This is a genomic window from Streptomyces sp. A012304 (assembly GCF_026008495.1).
In the GTDB taxonomy this organism is placed as follows: Bacteria; Actinomycetota; Actinomycetes; order Streptomycetales; family Streptomycetaceae; genus Streptomyces.
The window spans coordinates 143,096-159,361 of the sequence record NZ_BQUN01000097.1; the positions used below are offsets into that span (position 1 = coordinate 143,096).

At 72.4% G+C, this 16,266-nt stretch carries 13 protein-coding genes and 1 pseudogene; 11 read left to right on the forward strand and 3 right to left on the reverse strand.

Features of this window, described 5'->3' with window-relative positions:
* Positions 1 to 622: TetR/AcrR family transcriptional regulator (locus ALMP_RS22860; RefSeq protein WP_264931194.1), on the reverse strand; the 622-nt coding region annotated here is incomplete at its 3' end.
* Positions 623 to 745: 123 nt separating this feature from the next.
* On the opposite strand from ALMP_RS22860, the gene ALMP_RS22865 reads away from it, so the two are divergent.
* The 4 genes and pseudogenes from ALMP_RS22865 (at position 746) to ALMP_RS22880 (ending at position 4,369) form a co-directional block, all read left to right on the forward strand.
* On the forward strand, positions 746 to 1,687 hold the full coding sequence (locus ALMP_RS22865; protein WP_264931196.1) for an alpha/beta fold hydrolase: 942 nt from the start codon (positions 746 to 748) through the stop codon (positions 1,685 to 1,687).
* A gap of 83 nt (positions 1,688 to 1,770) precedes the next feature.
* A pseudogene (locus ALMP_RS22870) lies at positions 1,771 to 1,986 on the forward strand (nuclear transport factor 2 family protein); the annotation flags it as partial.
* Between the two features lie 223 nt (positions 1,987 to 2,209).
* A complete protein-coding gene (locus tag ALMP_RS22875) occupies positions 2,210 to 3,016 on the forward strand; it encodes a nucleotidyltransferase domain-containing protein (protein ID WP_264931198.1) in 807 nt (268 codons plus the stop codon).
* 174 nt (positions 3,017 to 3,190) lie between these two features.
* A complete protein-coding gene (locus ALMP_RS22880; protein ID WP_264931199.1) occupies positions 3,191 to 4,369 on the forward strand; it encodes a phytanoyl-CoA dioxygenase family protein in 1,179 nt (392 codons plus the stop codon).
* A gap of 163 nt (positions 4,370 to 4,532) precedes the next feature.
* Here the strand turns inward: ALMP_RS22880 and ALMP_RS22885 are convergent, their stop codons facing one another.
* On the reverse strand, positions 4,533 to 5,024 hold the full coding sequence (locus ALMP_RS22885; RefSeq protein ID WP_264931201.1) for a GbsR/MarR family transcriptional regulator: 492 nt from the start codon (positions 5,022 to 5,024) through the stop codon (positions 4,533 to 4,535).
* 116 nt (positions 5,025 to 5,140) lie between these two features.
* Here ALMP_RS22885 and ALMP_RS22890 point away from each other — a divergent pair, with 116 nt between their 5' ends.
* From ALMP_RS22890 to ALMP_RS22900, 3 genes are all read left to right on the forward strand, one after another.
* Positions 5,141 to 6,037, forward strand: a complete 897-nt coding sequence (locus tag ALMP_RS22890) for an ABC transporter ATP-binding protein (RefSeq protein WP_264931203.1) — start codon at positions 5,141 to 5,143, stop codon at positions 6,035 to 6,037.
* Positions 6,034 to 7,632 carry an ABC transporter permease gene (locus ALMP_RS22895; RefSeq protein ID WP_264931205.1) on the forward strand — a complete coding sequence of 533 codons (1,599 nt, stop codon included), beginning with the start codon at positions 6,034 to 6,036 and terminating at the stop codon, positions 7,630 to 7,632. The genes ALMP_RS22890 and ALMP_RS22895 overlap by 4 nt, the downstream gene beginning before the upstream one ends.
* 190 nt (positions 7,633 to 7,822) lie before the next feature.
* Positions 7,823 to 8,587 (forward strand): thioesterase II family protein, encoded by a 765-nt coding sequence (locus ALMP_RS22900; protein WP_264931207.1) that lies wholly within the window; start codon positions 7,823 to 7,825, stop codon positions 8,585 to 8,587.
* Between the two features lie 252 nt (positions 8,588 to 8,839).
* Here the strand turns inward: ALMP_RS22900 and ALMP_RS22905 are convergent, their stop codons facing one another.
* Positions 8,840 to 11,602 (reverse strand): LuxR family transcriptional regulator, encoded by a 2,763-nt coding sequence (locus ALMP_RS22905; protein ID WP_264931209.1) that lies wholly within the window; start codon positions 11,600 to 11,602, stop codon positions 8,840 to 8,842.
* 630 nt (positions 11,603 to 12,232) lie between these two features.
* On the opposite strand from ALMP_RS22905, the gene ALMP_RS22910 reads away from it, so the two are divergent.
* The 4 genes from ALMP_RS22910 to ALMP_RS22925 all read left to right on the forward strand — a co-directional run.
* Positions 12,233 to 12,622: a nuclear transport factor 2 family protein gene (locus ALMP_RS22910; RefSeq protein WP_264931211.1), complete on the forward strand. Its 390-nt coding sequence runs from the start codon at positions 12,233 to 12,235 to the stop codon at positions 12,620 to 12,622.
* A 38-nt stretch (positions 12,623 to 12,660) separates the two neighbouring features.
* Positions 12,661 to 13,851, forward strand: a complete 1,191-nt coding sequence (locus ALMP_RS22915) for a cytochrome P450 (protein ID WP_264931213.1) — start codon at positions 12,661 to 12,663, stop codon at positions 13,849 to 13,851.
* Between the two features lie 7 nt (positions 13,852 to 13,858).
* On the forward strand, positions 13,859 to 14,053 hold the full coding sequence (locus ALMP_RS22920; protein WP_264931215.1) for a ferredoxin: 195 nt from the start codon (positions 13,859 to 13,861) through the stop codon (positions 14,051 to 14,053).
* 204 nt (positions 14,054 to 14,257) lie between these two features.
* The coding region (locus tag ALMP_RS22925) for a type I polyketide synthase (RefSeq protein WP_264931217.1) at positions 14,258 to 16,266 on the forward strand (2,009 nt) is incomplete at its 3' end.

The following is a 16,266-nucleotide window of genomic DNA, read 5'->3' on the forward strand; positions in this document are numbered from 1 at the left end:
CCGGTGTCGAAGCGTGTCCCTCGGTGGTGAAGAGCCGGTCCAGGTGGTGGCGCAGTACGGCGATGGCCGACTCCGGTCCTCGCTGGCCCACGAGGATGCTGGTTCCCATGGCCGCGGTCATCGCCAGGAGGCTGATCGCCTCGGTGCGCGTGTCGATGTCACGGCCGGTCAGGCCGGCTTCGTGCGCCTGCCCGAGCAGGCCGGTCAGGGCGTCTTCGGCGGCGTTGGGGTCGTCGATGAAGGGCTGGGCGGCGAGTGCCGTGTCGGTCACGGACAGGATCGCGTAGGAGCTGTACAGGAGGTGGAAGGTGCGGCTCTCCTCGTCGGTGGGGAGGGAGGCCAGCAGGAGTGCCTCGATGGCCGCGCGCGGACCCGCGTCGGGGCCGGCGGCGCGCAGGCGGGCGGCCACGCGTGCGGTGAAGCGGTCGGTGAGGTGCTGGAGCCCGTGGAAGAGCAGCTTCTCCTTGGTCTGGAAGTAGTACTGCACGAGCCGGAGTGACACTCCGGCCTCGGCTGCCACGTCGCGCATGCCGACGGCGTGCAGTCCGCGCCGTCCGGCCACCCGGATGAGCGCCTCGGCGATCTGGGCGCGCCGTTCGTCGTGGTCCGCACGCTTTGGCATGGGTCGTGTCTCCGCCCGTCGATGGTGGGGTCCGGAGGCGGCCTCCGGACACTTTTATGGTACCGCTGTATCACCTTCGTGGTACGGTCGTATCACAACGAGCGATCACCCGGAGGTGCCTCCGTGCCCGAGAACCCCGCCCGAAGCCGCCCACGACGCGACATCGGCCGCTACGTGAACGACGCCCTGCGCGACCGGTACTTCGCCGCCTGCGACGCCGTCTACGCGATGGGAGCGCCCGCCCGCTTCGAGACGGACGTGGAGACGAGCTTCGGCACCACGCACGTCTACCGGTACGGCCCCACGGACCCCGCCGACGAGTCCCGTACGCCGGTCGTCCTGATCCACGGTTCCGGGGGCTGCTCCGCCCAGTGGTACCCCAACACCCCCGGACTCAGCGCCCGACGGCCCGTGTACGCGCTCGACACCCCCGGCGACCCCGGACGCAGCGTCCATCGCGAACCGATGTGGCAGCCCGAGCGCGCGGCCCAGTGGCTCGACGAGGCGCTCGACGCGCTCGGCCTCGACCGGGTCCACCTCGTCGGCTCCTCCTACGGCGGCTGGCTGACGCTCAACATGGCGCACCGCAGGCCGGGCCGGCTCGCCTCGGTCACCCTGCTCGACCCCGGCGGCCTGGAGAAGGTGGGCCTGCGCTTCTTCACCTGGATCTTCGTCAGTCTCTTCGCGACCTTCGCCCCCAAGGCGCTGCGCCCGCGCCTCGCCGCCTGGCTGGAACAGCCGGTGCTCGTCGTTCCCGAGCTGCGCGCGTGGGTCCGGGCGGGCGTGCGTGCCTTCCGGATACGCCGCCCCGCGCCGCTGCCGCTGACCGAGGACGAGTTGCGTTCCATCCGCACCCCGCTCTACCTGGTCATGGGCAGGCGCAGTCTGCTGGTGCATCCCAAGCGCCAACTGGAGCGCGTGCCGCGCCTGGTCGCCGGGGCCCGTGCCGAGATCGTCGCCGACACCGGCCACGGCCCCGCCATCGACCACCCCCGCCTGCTCAACGCCAAGATGCTCAACTTCATGGACGACGTCGACTCCCTCGTCCCGACCCCGGACGCCTGACGGGGCCGTCTCCCGCTTCGTGTCCTCGACCCGCACCGGACGGACCTGGCCACCCACGACGCTCACCCGGCCGGATCCCCGCGCACACGGTGCCCGAGGACGCGCGCGCATCCGTCGACACCTTCCTCGTCGACGGCACCGACGCCGTCCTGACGGGGCACATGTCGGGGACCGTCCGCGCGACGGGAAAGACCTACGAGGGCCCGTTCGCCCTGCGTCTGACCGTCGAGGACGGCCGCGTCACCCGGCACCACCTCTACGAGAACAGCTTGTCGACCGCCGAGGCCCGCACCCCGTGAAGACGACCGGGGCGCGGTCGGCGGCCGGGCCGGCGGCCGTGCGGAACCGCGACCACCGCCCGACCCTTCCGCGCCCCGCCCCGCCGGCTCCAACTCGCCCCAGCGGCGCGATGCGCGGACGACCGCCTGCCCGCGCGGACCCTGAGCGGGGTGCCCGCGCCGGCACCGCACCGCCTCGCAAATGCGCTCGGCGACACGCGACACCACAAGGCACAATGACGCCATGAACGGACGAGGGCTGGACCACGACGGAACGATCGCACGCGAAGGCGCACTGGAGCGCGTGCCGGCGGCGTTCGCCCCCGTCGTCGACGCGGCCCGCGCCCGGATCGCCGAGACGTTCGGCCCGACACGCCTGCACAGCGCCTACATCTACGGCAGCATCCCCCGCGGCACCGCCACACCGGGCGTCTCCGACCTCGACCTCCAGCTCGCCCTCCACGACGAGCCCACCGAAGCCGACCGCGCCGACGCCCAGGCGATCGAGGCCGCGCTCGACCACGCGTTCCCGCAGATCGATGGTGTCGGGATCCTGCTGAGCAGCACGCGGCTTCTGCTCAGCGACCTCGAACGTCACGATGCCGGATTCTTCATCGCGTGCCTCTGCACCCCGCTGCTCGGCCCCGACCTGGCGCGACAACTGCCCCGTTACCGCCCCACCGCCCAACTCGCCCGCGAAACCAACGGCGATCTCACCCGCGTGCTCCCGCGCTGGCGAGCCAGAGCCGCCGAGGCGGCCACGGACGCCGATCGCAGAACGCTCAGCCGTCTCGTCGGCCGCCGTACCGTCCGCACGGGATTCACCCTGATCATGCCCCGATGGGGTGGCTGGACCAGCGACCTCGACCGGTCCGCCGAACTCTTCGGCCGCTACTACCCCGAGCGCGTCGAGCAGATGCGCGTCGCCGCGTCCACCGGCCGCACGCCCTCACCCGACCCGGCAGTGCTCGATCTGCTCATCAACGACCTGGGTCCCTGGCTGGCAGCCGAATACACAGCCGTACACGGTGAGAAGGCCCCACGTCCCTGACGGCCCCCTGCCCCGAACGGCCTTTGCCTGACGGGGGATTTCCCTGGTCGGGTACGGGTGACGCATGGCTGACTTCTGGAGGCGGTGATGTGTTTTTGATGCGTTGCCGAGCATTGAATGACGGGTTCGGGTTCTCAAGACTGGCGGAAAGGCAAGAACTGCGAAAGGACCCGCATGTCCTCCACCGCCGCCGGAAAGCGGACCTGGCTGACCGAGGCCGACTGCGATCTCGACACGCTCCGCTCGCTCGTCGAGCAGAAGACGGACGCCGGCGACCACCCCTCGGCCGCGGGTGTGGAACAGAACGTGCCGCTGTACGACAGTGAGCGGATCCGCGACCTCGCGGCCACCGCCGAGGGCCGTCGGCAGGTGCAGGGCGAGCTGATCCGGGCGCTGCTCGACGGACCCGGCATCGTGGTTTTCCAGGGCGCGTTCACGGACGGGGGCGTCGTGGACAGGGCGTCCGCGGCCTTCGACGCGCTGATCGAGGAGGAACGCGCGAGCGGCGCCGCCCGGGGCGACCACTTCGCCGCACCGGGTGCCAACGACCGGGTGTGGAACGCGCTGGAGAAGATGGCGGTGCGCGAGCCGGAGGTGTTCGCCGACTACTCCGCCAACGACCTGGTGGCGCTGATCGCCGAGGCCTGGCTGGGCCCCGCCTACCAGGTGACCTCGCAGGTCAACGTCGTCAATCCCGGCGGGGCGGCGCAGCGCGCGCACCGCGACTACCACCTCGGTTTCCTCTCCCAGGAGCGTGCCGCCGCCTACCCCGCGCACGTCCACCGCCTCTCACCCGTGCTGACGTTGCAGGGCGCGGTGGCCCACTGCGACATGCCCGTCGAGTCGGGCCCGACGCTCTACCTGCCGCACTCGCAGAAGTTCGAGCCGGGCTATCTCGCGTGGCGGCTCCCGCGGTTCGTCGAGTACTTCGACACCCACCACGTCCAGCTCCCGCTGGAGAAGGGCGACGCGGTCTTCTTCAACCCCGCGCTCTTCCACGCCGCCGGACACAACCGCTCGACGGACATCCGGCGCATGGCCAACCTGCTGCAGATCTCCTCCGCCTTCGGCCGCGCCATGGAGACGGTGGACCGTGCGGCGATGGCGAACGCCCTGTTCCCGGTGCTGCTGCGACGCAAGGCGGAGGGTGTCTCGGAGGACTGGCTGCGCCGTGTGGTCGCCGCGACCGCCGAGGGCTATCCCTTCCCCACCAACCTGGACCTCGACCCGCCGGTCGACGGTCTGGCACCGCCCTCCCAGGCGGACACCCTCTGGCAGGCCGTCACCGAGGGCTGGACTCCCAAGCGGCTGCGGGACGAACTGCGGGCCGGCGCCGAGCGCCGCCTGAGCTGACAGAAGGACCGCACCGATGGGACTCGGGCCGCCGCGGTGACGACGAACGGGCCTGCGCGCGGGCGGTGTTCGGACGAAGCCGTCCGCCCTCCCCGGCGCCGGCGGGTCGCCCGGCGCCGGCGGGAAGCCCGGCGCCGGCGGGAAGCCCGGCGCCGGGGCGCGCTCACCGCTGCGCGGCGGGCCGCTCCGCGCGCAGGGCCTTCCACCGGTCGAGGACGCCCGCCATCTCCTGCTGCGCGAAGACGAAGAAGTCCCGCATCTCCGCCATGCGGGCGCCCGCCTTCGTCCCGGGACCACCGAGGGGCTCTATGCCCTTCTCGGTCGTGGCGATGATCTGGGCGAACAGGCTCTGCTTCGTCGCGGTGCCGGTGTACCAGGCGTCGTCGGGCAGCAGATACAGATCGCTGCGCGACCCCAGCACCGACTCACGGGTGATCAGGCCCGAGTGGGTCAGGTAACGGACGGCACCCGAGATCGCGGCGGGGCTCGCCCCCAGCCGTTCGGCCAGCTCTCCGGCGGTCAGTCCCCGTTCCTCCGCCGCCATGAGGGTGATCAGTACGCGCGCGCTCATCCTCGGGAAACCCCAGTCGGCGAACAGCATCGCCATCTGTTCGATGAAGTGCCGCGCGGCCTGCTCGTCCCTGCCCTCAGCCACCCCCACCACCTCTTTCATCGCTCCAGTGCGCGCCCGCGCGCACCCTCCTGTCGCAGCGTCAGTTTATGACATCACGAAACTTCACAAATGAGTGAAGGAACTGTAGCATCTGAATCGTGAACGCAACCGACGTCATCCACACCTTAGAACTGCGCAAACAGTTCGGCCGGACCGCGGCACTCGACGGCCTGGACCTGCAAGTGACACAGGGCGAAGTGCACGGACTGCTCGGCCCGAACGGCGCGGGCAAGTCCACCGTCATCCGGGTCCTGCTGGGCCTGTTGCGAGCGGACGGCGGCACCGCCACCCTGTTCGGCGGTGACCCGTGGCAGGACGCCACGACCCTGCACCGCAGGCTCGCCTACGTCCCCGGCGACGTCAGCCTCTGGCCCAACCTGAGCGGCGGCGAGACGATCGACCTGCTCGGCTCCATGCGCGGCGGCCTGGACAAGAGCCGGCGAGACGAACTCGTGGAGCGGTTCGAGCTGGACACCAAGAAGAAGGGCCGGGCGTACTCCAAGGGCAACCGGCAGAAGGTGGCGCTCGTCGCGGCGCTCGCCTCCGACGCCGAACTGCTCATCCTCGACGAGCCGACCTCCGGACTCGACCCGCTGATGGAGGCGGTCTTCAGCGCCTGCGTGGCCGAGGCCAAGCAGCGCGGCACGACCGTCCTGCTGTCCAGTCACATCCTCAGCGAGGTCGAGGACCTCTGCGACCGGGTCTCCATCATCCGCGCGGGCCGCCGGGTCGACTCCGGCACGCTCGACGAACTGCGCCACCTCTCACGCACCACCATCACCGCCACCGTCTCCCGCCCGGTGAACGGACTGCGCGACATAGGGGGTGTCCACGACCTCGACGTCGACGGGGGCTCGGTGCGCTGCCAGGTCGATCCCGACGCGCTGGAGAAGGTGCTGCGCCTGCTCACCGACGCGGGCGTGCAGTCGCTCACGAGCCGGCCCCCCACCCTGGAAGAGCTGTTCATGCGCTACTACTCCGGGGAGCAGCAGTGAGCGGCGGCGGGCTCGCGGGTCTGCGTGAGCTGTCCAAGCTGGCCATCCGCCGCGACCGGATCATCCTCCCGATCTGGGCGTACGCCCTGATCGGCAGCGCGGTCTCCACCGCCTCCAGCATCAAGGGCCTTTTCCCCGACGAGGCGTCGCGGCGTGACTTCGTCGAGGGTATCCAGGCCGCGTCCGGCGCGGTCGCGCTCTACGGCCGGATCTCCGACACCTCCCTCGGCGCCATCACCACCTGGCGTTCCCTGGTCCTCGGCGCCGTCCTGGCCTCGGTGATGTCCATCCTCCTCGTCGTCCGGCACACCCGCGCCGAGGAGCAGACGGGCCGTCAGGAACTGGTCGCGGCGGGCGTCGTGGACCGTAGGGCCCCGCTGGTCGCCGCCCTCCGACTGGTGATCGCGGTCAACCTCGCCGTCGGTGTGATCATCGGCGCCCTGCTGCCCGCCGTGGGTCTCCCGGCGGCCGGTTCCTTCGCCCTCGGCCTGTCCATGGCGGCCTGCGGCATCGTCTTCGCCGGCATCGCCGCGGTCTGCGCCCAGCTCTTCGAGGCGTCCCGCACCGCGAACGCGGTCTCGCTGGCCCTGCTCGGCGGCTTCTACCTGGTGCGCGCGGCGGGCGACATGAGCGAGGGCGCCCGCTGGCTGCTGTGGGCCTCACCGATCGGCTGGGCCGAGGAGGTACAGCCGTACGCCGGTGACCGCTGGTGGGCGCTGGCCGTCCCCGTCGTCGCGGCCGTCGCGCTGATCGCGCTGTCGTCGCGGATGCTGGCCCGACGGGACTTCGGTTCCGGCGTGCTGCCCGCCCGGCCCGGCCCCGCCTACGCCGGCTCCGACACCCTCGGCACCTTCGGCCTGGCCTGGCGGCTGCACCGCGGATCCCTGCTCGGCTGGGCGGTCGGCGTCCTGGCGGCGGCCCTGGTGTTCGGCTCCTTCGTCAGGGACGTCGACGTCCTCACCGACAGCGACCGGGTGCAGGACATCATGGCGCAGCTCGGCGGCTCGAAGAACATGGCCGACGCCTACGTGTCGTCCATCGTGGGTATGTTCGGCATCCTGGCCGCCGTCTACGCCCTCACCGTGATCGTGCGGGCCCGCGCCGAGGAGGCCGGGGGACGGATCGAGCTCATCTTCTCCGGCACGCCGAGCCGGGCGCGCTGGATACTGAGCCACCTGACGTTCGCGGTGGCCGGCGCCGTCGTGATCCTCGCCGTCGCGGCCTTCGGCATGGGCCTGTCCCAGGGGCTGGGCGCCCACGACGTGGGGACGGCCCTCGCCGACCTCTTCGGCGCCGTGTCCGCGCAGCTTCCGGCCGTGCTGCTGATCACCGCGCTCGCCGTGCTGCTGTTCGCCGTCGTCCCCCGCTGGACCGCCGCCGGATGGGGCATGCTCGGCCTGTTCGGCTTCCTCGCCCTCGTCGGACCGCAGCTGAAGGTCAGCCAGTACGTGCTGGACGTCTCGCCCTTCACCCATGTGCCCAAGCTGCCCGGCAACGCGGTGTCCGCGACGCCGCTGGTCGTGATGGGCGCCCTGGCCCTGGTGGGCGTGGCCGCCACCCTCGTCGCGTTCCGCCGCCGCGACCTGCTCGCCTGACCGGCGCCCGGTCGACGCCCTCGCCCCCTCCCGGCGACGGGGTGGGGGCGTGAGGGGTTACGAACAGGGGGCTGAGCACTCATACGATCGGCCGACCGCACACCTTCCGTCTCCATCGCCCACCACGGGCAGCGCCCATGACGCAGTGGCTGTACGGGAGCGCCGCCACCCGCCGCCCACGGAGTCGCCCATGTCCACGTCCGCCCTCGACCAGGATCTCTGGATCCGCCGCTACCACCCGTCCGCGGACGACAGCCCGCGCCTGGTGTGCTTCCCGCACGCCGGAGGCTCCGCGAGCTTCTTCTTCAAGCTTTCCGCGCTGCTCTCGCCCGCCGTCGACGTCCTGGCGGTGCAGTACCCCGGCCGCCAGGACCGCCGGCACGAGCCCTGCGCCCGCACGATCGACGAGCTGGCCGCCTCCCTCGCCGACGCCTCGGCCGGCTGGCGCACCCGGCCGTACGCCTTCCTCGGCCACAGCATGGGCGCCGTCGTCGCCTACGAGCTCACCCGTCGGCTGCACGAGGCGTCCCTGCCCGGCCCGTTCCGGCTGATCGCCTCCGGACGGCGCGCCCCGTCCGTCTTCCGGCCCGGCGAGGTCCACCTGCGCGACGACGAGGGGCTCCTCGCCGAACTGCGCGAACTGGGCGGCACCGACGAGCGGTTGCTCGCCGACCCCGAGATCCGGCAGCTCACCTTCGGACCCATGCGCAGCGACTACCGGGCCGTCGAGACGTACGTCCACACGCCCGGATTCACCCTGACCTGCCCCGTGACCGTGCTCACCGGCACCCACGACCCGCACACCACCGCCGACGACGCGGCGGCCTGGGCCGGGCACACCACCCGGGACTGCGACGTGCGGACCTTCACCGGCGGCCACTTCTTCCTGGAGGAACGGCGCACGGAGGTCGCCGACGCGATACGCCGCGCGCTGGGCGTCGCGGACACCGCCTGAGACCCCGGTCGGAGACCCGCCCGAAACCCGTCCCCGACCGCCCGGCATCCGCGTCGGCGTCCCGCCTGACACCGCGTCGGCGACCCGCCTGGCATCCGTGTCGGCGTCCCGTCTGACACCGCGTCGGCGACCCGCCCGGCACCCCCGTCCGCGGGCCGCCCGCACTTCCGTCCGAAGCCGCGGACGGGCCCGCACGCGGACGGGCGTCCGGCCGCAACCCCTCGGCCGGACGCCCGTCTTCCGCGGCTCCTGCTACGCCCTGACCGTCTCCTGGTGCGGCCCGGTGAACAGCGCCGACGCCAGCTGCGCCCGGTCGTTGACGCCGACCTTGCGGTACATACGCGTCAGGTGCTGCTCCACCGTGCTGACCGTGATGTACAGCAACTTGGCTATCTCGCTGTTCGTGTGCCCCAGCGCCACCAGGTCGGCCACCCGCTGCTCCGCGTCGGTGAGCACCGCGGCCGGACCCTTGGACTCGGTGTCGGGCCGCTCCCGGTCCGCCGGGAGCAGCCTGCTCAACGGCTCCGCCTGGCACTTGTCCGCGATGATCTTCGCCTGGGAGCCGATGACCCGGGCCCGCCGCGTCTCACCGACGGTGTTGTACGTGTCGGTGAGGTCGGCCAGGGCCCGGGCCAGTTCATAGCGGTCGCCGCTCTCCTGTAACGCGTCGACCGCCTGCCGCAGCAGCGCCAGACGTCTGCGCGGCTCGTGCGTGGCCGCCAGCAGCCGCAGCGTCGCGCCACGGGTACGCGGCGACCCACTGTGCTCACTGCGCCGCAACTGTTCCTCCAGGACGCCACGGGCACGGTCACGCTCACCCATCCGCAGCCACGCCTCGCCGACGTCGTTGCGCCACGCGATCAGCCCCGGCACGTCGACACCCCAGCGGGCCATCAGCTCACCGCAGCCCTGGAAGTCCGACAGCGCGCCGTCCCAGTCCCCGGCCGCCATGCTGTAGCGCCCCCGCGCGTGCAGATAGTGCAGTCCGGGCCGACTCTGCAACATCATCTCCGGGATCGGCAGGTACAACAGCTCCGCCGCCTCGTCCTCCCGCCCCATCGACGTGAGCGCGATCAGCTTGCTGGCCAGCGGAGAACCGACCGCCAACCCCCACTCGTCGGCCGGTACGACCTCGAAGGAGGCGCTCGCGTGCTCGACGGCACCCGGCAGGTCGCCCAGCCGCAGCGAGATCTCCGCCCGCAGCGCGTGCAACCGGGCCGCGCTGCCCGGCTCGCCCCGCTCCGTCGCCGCGGCGATCAGCTCGTCGCAGTAGGGCAGCGCCAGCGCGGGCCGCTCCGCGTACGTCAACGCGAGCAACGCGCACTCGATCGTGTCCAGATCGGTGCCGTGGAGCCGGGTCCCGTGCAGGATCCGCTCCGCCTTGGGCACCGAACGGTCCGAAGGACCCCGGGTCAGCACCGACTCCAGCACGGTCGCCGCGTCGTAGCGGCGGCGGCTCTCGGTGGTGGAGGGCGCGCCGCGCGGCTCCTCCTCGTCCGGCCCGGCCTCCGGCAGCAGCTCCACCAGCGGGGCGTACGAGCAGCGCATCCACAGCCGGGCGGCCCGAAGCTCCAACGCCGTCTCGGGAGCGGCGGCCCGCACCGAGCCGGTCAGATGCCGTAACGCCGCAACGGCGGCCTCGAAACGGCCGGCCCACAGCAGGGCCCTGACCACGCCCAACGTCTCCCCGCCGCTGAGATGGCCGGTGTGCACCGCCTGCACCAGGGCGGTGATCCGGTGCTCGGGGATCCCGGTGCCCATCCGGCTCTCCGCCTGGAGCAACGCCGCCCCGATCCGCGCGAGTTCCGCCGCGTCGCCGCTCAACGTGCAGGCCAGCCGCAGATACTCGACGGCCCTGGCGACCCGGCCCTCGGTCAGTGCCGACGAGGCGGCCGCATCGAGCACCGACACCGCCCAGGGTGCCCGCACCCCCCGCCCCGCCAGCAGGTGCTCGGCGACCGCCGACGCGGAACCGCCCTGCGCGTAGGTCAGTTCCGCCGTGTCCCGGTGCAGCGCCGCCGTGGCCTCCGGCCCGAGGTCGGCCAGCACCGCCGACGCCGCACCCGGATGACGGAACTCGCCCCGCTCCAGCAGACCCGCGGCCTCCAGCACCGCCAGACACCGTGTGACCTCACCGGCCTCCAGCCCCAGCAGCCGGGGGATCGGCTCCGGCGTGCCGAGCACGGCCAGCGCCTGCGCCACCCGCGCGGTGGGCGCCGGGCTGCGGTGCAGACACGACAGCAGTGCCCGCTGGTAGCCCGGCGACGGCGGCTCGCCGCTGTGCACGTCGTCCAGGACGCCGTTCAGCAGCAGTGGATTGCCGCCGCTGACCCGCAGCGCCCAGGGCGCGACCCGCTCCGCGCCGTCCGCGCCGAGCCTGGCCGCCGCCGTCTCGCGCACCTGCTCCAGGTCGAACGGCGTCAACCGCACCCCGCGGGCGTACGGCAGCCGCAGCAGCTGCTCGACGAAGCTCGCACACCGGTCACCGGGACGGTCGCCATGGCTGAAAACCGCGAGCAGCGGGGTGCTGTGCATACGGCGGGTGAGATACGCGAGGCAGGCCAGGGACGCCGCGTCCGTGTGGTGGACGTCGTCGACCACGATCGCCAGCGGCCGGGGCCCGGCCAGACCGAGCAGGACCGCGCACAGCGACTGCACGATCTGGGCGTCCACCGCGGACAGCTTCGTCGGCGGTCCTTCGGGAGCCGCCGTCATGTGCGCCCTGCCGATCGCGAGCAGCTGGCTCACCTGGTCGCCGACCGGGGCGGACAGTGAGGCCTCCTGCAACAGTTGGGCGACCACGCCCAGCAGGATGCCCTCCTCGGACTCCGACGCCACCGCCGACAGGACCAGACCGTCGGCCGCCCGCACCTGCTGGGCGAACGTGGCCAGCAGGGTCGTCTTCCCCATGGCCACCGCGCCGCTGACGACGGCGATCCCGCTCTGACCCGCCAACGCGCCGTCGAGGAGGTCGGACAGGAGCGCGGTCGCTTCCGAACGGTGCCGCGCGCTCACGTTCCGGACTCATCGACAGCGCCGACCCGCACGAGGCGATGTCCCGGCCGTCTGCACACCGGCGGAGCGATTCTGGAGAAGGGAACCACAGGAGATTGCTGGCGCTTGCTGGTCTCCATGTACCTTCGTACCTTCCTTCACGCTGGTGATGGGGAGACGAGAACGCCCAGAGCTGCGCGCCGACGCACCGCGGGGGACGGACGCGGGCAGGCGCAGCGGGCCGCCGGCCGCCTCGGCGGCGAGGCGGCAGTGTGTGGTAGTTGAAGTCGGTTTCAAATCACAGTAGCAGGGAGCACAGAGGCGTCCGGGGCGCCTTCGCACAAGATCCAATATGGATCAAGAACGCAACCAGGCCAATTCCACGAGCCGGAAGCGGATCTCCGTTACCGCTCCCGCGCACCCCTCGCGCGCGATCGCCCCGCAGCCCGCACCCCACCGACCCCACCCGCGTCCGCGCAGGTCAGCAACCCACCAGGGGTGGGCAGGGGTGCGAACAGGGGTGGCGTACGCCCGGCAGCCGATCGAAGACTGGGTCGTGCGTGAGACCGGCCCGGGCCCCGCGCCCACACCCTCGCCGCCGTACCGCTGCCCGCCGCCGCCGTACCGCTGCACCGCTCGGAAGGAGTCGGCGTGCCCGACGAGGTGACCCGTAAGGCCCTGGCACTCGAGTACTGCCGTCGGATGAACGCCGGCGATGCGGACAAGGTCCTCGAACTGTTCGCCCCCGACGTGGTGTTCGAGGACCCGGTCGGCTCCGGCGAACAGGTGGGCCTCGAAGCACTCCGCGCGCACATCACCCGCGCCCTCGTCGACGACCGGGCCCGGGAACGCCCCGGCACCCCGGTCGCCGCGCACGACGGCGAGACCGTCGTGCTCCCGGCCACCGTCGAACTGCGCCCCCGCAGCTACCCCAAGCGCATCGAGATCTCGATCATCGGGATCGTGCGCGTCGGGGAGGACGGCCTGGTCCGGGAGCTGCGCGCGCTCTGGGGCGACACGGACATGAAGGTGCTCGGCTGACCGGACCACGACACACCGCTGACAGGAAGGATCACGACATGACCGAGGTTCCGGCCGGGGCCGCGCCGTTGCCCACCACCCGCACGACTCCCCTGGACCCGCCGCCGGAACTGCTGGAACGTCAGCGGCAGTGCCCGGTCGACCGGCTGCTCTACCCCGACGGCAGCGAGGGCTGGCTCATCACCGGCTACGACCAGGTCCGCGCGGCCCTGGCCGACCCCCGCTTCAGCTCGCAGAAGGACCTGCTGCGCTCGCCGATCCAGCCGCAGGAACCCACCCCGGCCAAGCCCGGCTTCTTCGTCTACACCGACCCGCCGGAGCACACCAAGTACCGCCGCCTGCTCACCGGCCTGTTCACGCTCCGCCGGATGAACCAGCTCGCCGAACGCGTTCAGAAGATCGCCGACGACGCCCTGGACGCCATGGAACAGGCCGGCCCGCCGGTCGACCTGGTGCCGGCCTTCGCCCTGGCCCTGCCGTCCCTGGTGATCTGCGAACTCCTCGGCGTCCCCTACGAGGACCGCGAGGTCTTCCAGCACAACTCCACCGTCATCCAGGACACCAACACGCCCATCGAGCAGGCGTACGCGGCGCTCGAGGCGATGCAGAAGTACCTCAGCGGCCTGGTCGAGCGGCGCCGCGGCCCCGAACCCTCCGACGACATACTCGGCGGCCTCGCCGCACACGAGGAACTGACCGTCGAAGAGGTCACCAACATCTGCTTCCTGCTGCTGGCGGCCGGCCACGAGACCACCGCCAACATGCTGTCCCTCGGCACCTACGCGCTGCTCACCAACCCCGACCAGCTCGCCCTGCTGCGCTCCGGCGAGACGACCATGGAGAGCGCCGTCGAGGAACTGATGCGCTACCTGACGGTCAACCACTACGGTCCCATCCGGGGCGTCCTGGAGGACTTCGAGTTCGAGGGCTGCCCGATGAAGGCCGGCGAGACGATCACCCTGTCGGCGTTCGCGGCCAACCGCGACCCCAAACACTTCGCGAACCCCGACCGCCTCGACTTCGTCCGCGGCGGCCGTGGCCAGCTCTCCTTCGGGCACGGCATCCACCAGTGCATCGGCCAGCAACTGGCCCGTATCGAGATGCGGATCGGTTTCCAGGCACTCTTCGACCGCTTCCCCGGACTGCACCTGGCCGTACCGCCGGACGAGGTCCGGATGCGGGACACCATGCTGATCTACGGCGTCAGCTCCATGCCGGTCGCCTGGTAGCCCGCCGATGCGCATCGACGTGGATCGCGACCGGTGCTGCGGCGCCGGGATGTGCGCGCTTCAGGCGCCGGCGGTGTTCGACCAGGACGAGGAGGACGGACTGGTCGTCGTGCTCCTGGCGGAGCCGCCGAGCGCACTGCACGAAGCCGTCCGCGAGGCGGCCCAGCACTGCCCGTCCGGGGCGGTCACGTTCGTCGAGTGACCCCCGGCCCGCCCGGCCGGCCCGGGCCCCGGCCACCCCGGGGGCACCCCGGCGCCGGCGCCGGGCGGGCCGGACCGGCGGACCGCCGCAGCCCGGCACAGCACGCCGGCGCGTCAGGAAAGTGATCGGCAAGCGCCCCCGGGGAGCCCCCGGGGGCTCCGCCGCGGCCACCGCCGCGACCAGCTGAGAACCGAAGGGCTAGAGATGGCACGTGGGGACCGCTCCGGCAACGACACGTCCGCGAACCGGGTTTCCGATCCGGACCGCCCCGAGCCGATCGCCGTCGTCGGCATGGCGTGCCGACTGCCCGGAGTGAACGGCCCGGCGGACTTCTGGCGGCTCCTGCGCGACGGCGAGCACACCGTGGCGCCGCCCGCCGCCGACCGCCCCGACATCGGCGGCGTGTCGGGACAGGGTTCCTTCCTCGCCTCGGTCGACGGCTTCGACCCCGCCTTCTTCGGTATCTCCGGGCGCGAGGCCGCCGCCATGGACCCCCACCAGAGACTCATGCTGGAGCTCAGCTGGGAGGCCCTGGAGGACGCCGGCACCGTGCCCGCCACCCTCGCCGGCACCCGCACCGGCGTGTTCGTCGGAGCCTTCTCCGACGACTACTCACTGCTGCTCCAGGCCGACGGCCCGGACGCCGTGACCGCCCACAGCACCACCGGCCTGCACCGCAGCATCATCGCCAACCGCGTCTCCTACTTCCTCGGCGCCGGCGGCCCCAGCCTGACCGTGGACACCGGCCAGTCCTCCTCCCTGGTCGCCGTGCACATGGCCTGCGAGAGCCTGCGCTCCGGCGAGTCCGAGACCGCCCTGGCCGGCGGCGTCAACCTGGTCCTCACCCCGCAGTCCACCGCCCGTATGGAACGCTTCGGCGCCCTGTCCCCGGACGGCCGCTGCTTCACCTTCGACGCCAGGGCCAACGGCTACGTCCGCGGTGAGGGCGGCGCCGTGGTGGTCCTCAAACCGCTGCGGCGCGCCCTCGCCGACGGCGACCGCGTCCACTGCGTCCTGCGCGGCAGCGCCGTCAACAACGACGGCGGCGGCGAGACCCTCACGGCACCCAGCGCGACCGCCCAGCAGGACGTGCTGCGCCGGGCCTACGAACAGGCGGACGTGGACCCGGCCCGCGTCGGCTACGTCGAACTCCACGGCACCGGCACCCGGCTCGGGGACCCGGTCGAAGCCCGCGCCCTCGGCGCCGTCCTCGGCGCCGCCCGGGACACCGACCGGCCCCTGCCGGTGGGCTCCGTGAAGACCAATGTCGGCCACCTGGAGGCGGCGGCCGGGGTGATAGGCCTCGTCAAGACCGCCCTCGTCGTCTCCCACCGGCAGATCCCGGCCAGCCTCAACTTCGACGAACCCCACCCCGACATCCCGCTGACCGAACTGCGCCTGAAGGTGCAGACCGAACTCACCCCGTGGCCGGACCCCGCGGAAGGCACCGCCGGGCCCCGCGTCGCCGGCGTCAGCTCCTTCGGTATGGGCGGCACCAACTGCCACATCGTCGTCGCTGAAGCCGCGTCCGAAGCCGTGTGTGAAGCCGCCTCCGATGCCGCGCCCGACACCGTGTCCGAAGCCGCGTCCGAGACCGTGTCCGAAGTCGCGTCCGACACCGCGCCCGGAACCGACACCCGCACGCCCGCCCCGACCGGGGCGCTCCCCCTGGTCGTCTCCGGCCACACCGACCAGGCCCTGCGCGCCCAGGCGGCCCGCCTCGCCCGCTTCGTCACGGAGCGGCCCGGACTCGGCCTGCCCGACCTGGCCCACTCGCTGCTGTCCGCACGCTCCCGGCTCACCCACCGCGGCGTGGTGATCGCCGCCGACCACGCCGACCTGATCGAAGGCCTGAACGCGCTCGCCGCCGGAGAACCCGCACCCGGCGTGGTGGCCGGGGCCGCACGGCCCGCCGGCCGGACCGTGCTGGTCTTCCCCGGCCAGGGATCCCAGTGGCCCGGCATGGCCGCGGGCCTGCTCGACTCCGCCCCCGTCTTCGCCGAACACATCGCCGCCTGCGAGGCCGCCCTCACGCCGTACGTCGACTGGTCGCTGACCTCGGTCCTGCGGTCGGACTCCGAGGAGTGGCTGGAGCGGGTCGACGTCGTGCAACCGGTGCTGTGGGCGGTGATGGTGTCGCTGGCCGCGTTGTGGCAGGCGCACGGGGGGCGGCCCGCCGCCGTGGTGGGTCACTCGCAGGGCGAGATCGCCGC

Coding starts and splice junctions, on each gene's coding strand:
- ALMP_RS22875 (WP_264931198.1), top strand. CDS start 2,210: ATGAACGGACGAGGGCTGGACCACGACGGAACGATCGCACGCGAAGGC.
- ALMP_RS22880 (WP_264931199.1), top strand. CDS start 3,191: ATGTCCTCCACCGCCGCCGGAAAGCGGACCTGGCTGACCGAGGCCGAC.
- ALMP_RS22900 (WP_264931207.1), top strand. CDS start 7,823: ATGTCCACGTCCGCCCTCGACCAGGATCTCTGGATCCGCCGCTACCAC.
- ALMP_RS22915 (WP_264931213.1), top strand. CDS start 12,661: ATGACCGAGGTTCCGGCCGGGGCCGCGCCGTTGCCCACCACCCGCACG.
- ALMP_RS22920 (WP_264931215.1), top strand. CDS start 13,859: ATGCGCATCGACGTGGATCGCGACCGGTGCTGCGGCGCCGGGATGTGC.